General features: G+C 70.3%; 1 pseudogene. It reads right to left on the reverse strand.

The window, feature by feature from the left end:
- Positions 1–364, reverse strand: a pseudogene (locus J4D52_RS30435) (acetyl-CoA C-acetyltransferase); the annotation flags it as partial.

Genomic DNA, 364 nt, shown 5'->3' on the forward strand with positions numbered 1-364 from the left:
GCCCAGCTCCTTGCCCACCGACAGCGACTGGGCGGCGAAGGCTTCGTTGGCTTCGATCAGGTCCAGCTGCTCCAGGGACCAGCCGGCCTTGTCCAGGCAGCGGCGGGTGGCCGATACCGGGCCGATGCCCATGATCGCCGGATCGACCCCGGCGTTGGCGTAGGCGGCGATCTTCGCCAGTACCGGCAGGCCCAGGGCCTTGGCCTTGGCGGCACTCATCAGGATCACCGCGGCGGCGCCGTCGTTCAGCGACGAGGCGTTGCCGGCGGTGACCGTGCCGTCTTTCTTGAAGGCCGGCTTGAGCTTGCCCAGGGATTCGGCGGTGGTGCCGGCGCGCGGCTGCTCGTCGGTGGAGAAGGCCACG

Origin of the sequence: Pseudomonas sp. GW460-12-10-14-TSB1, from assembly GCF_017349775.1 — a bacterium.
Taxonomy (GTDB): domain Bacteria; phylum Pseudomonadota; class Gammaproteobacteria; order Pseudomonadales; family Pseudomonadaceae; genus Aquipseudomonas; species Aquipseudomonas piscium.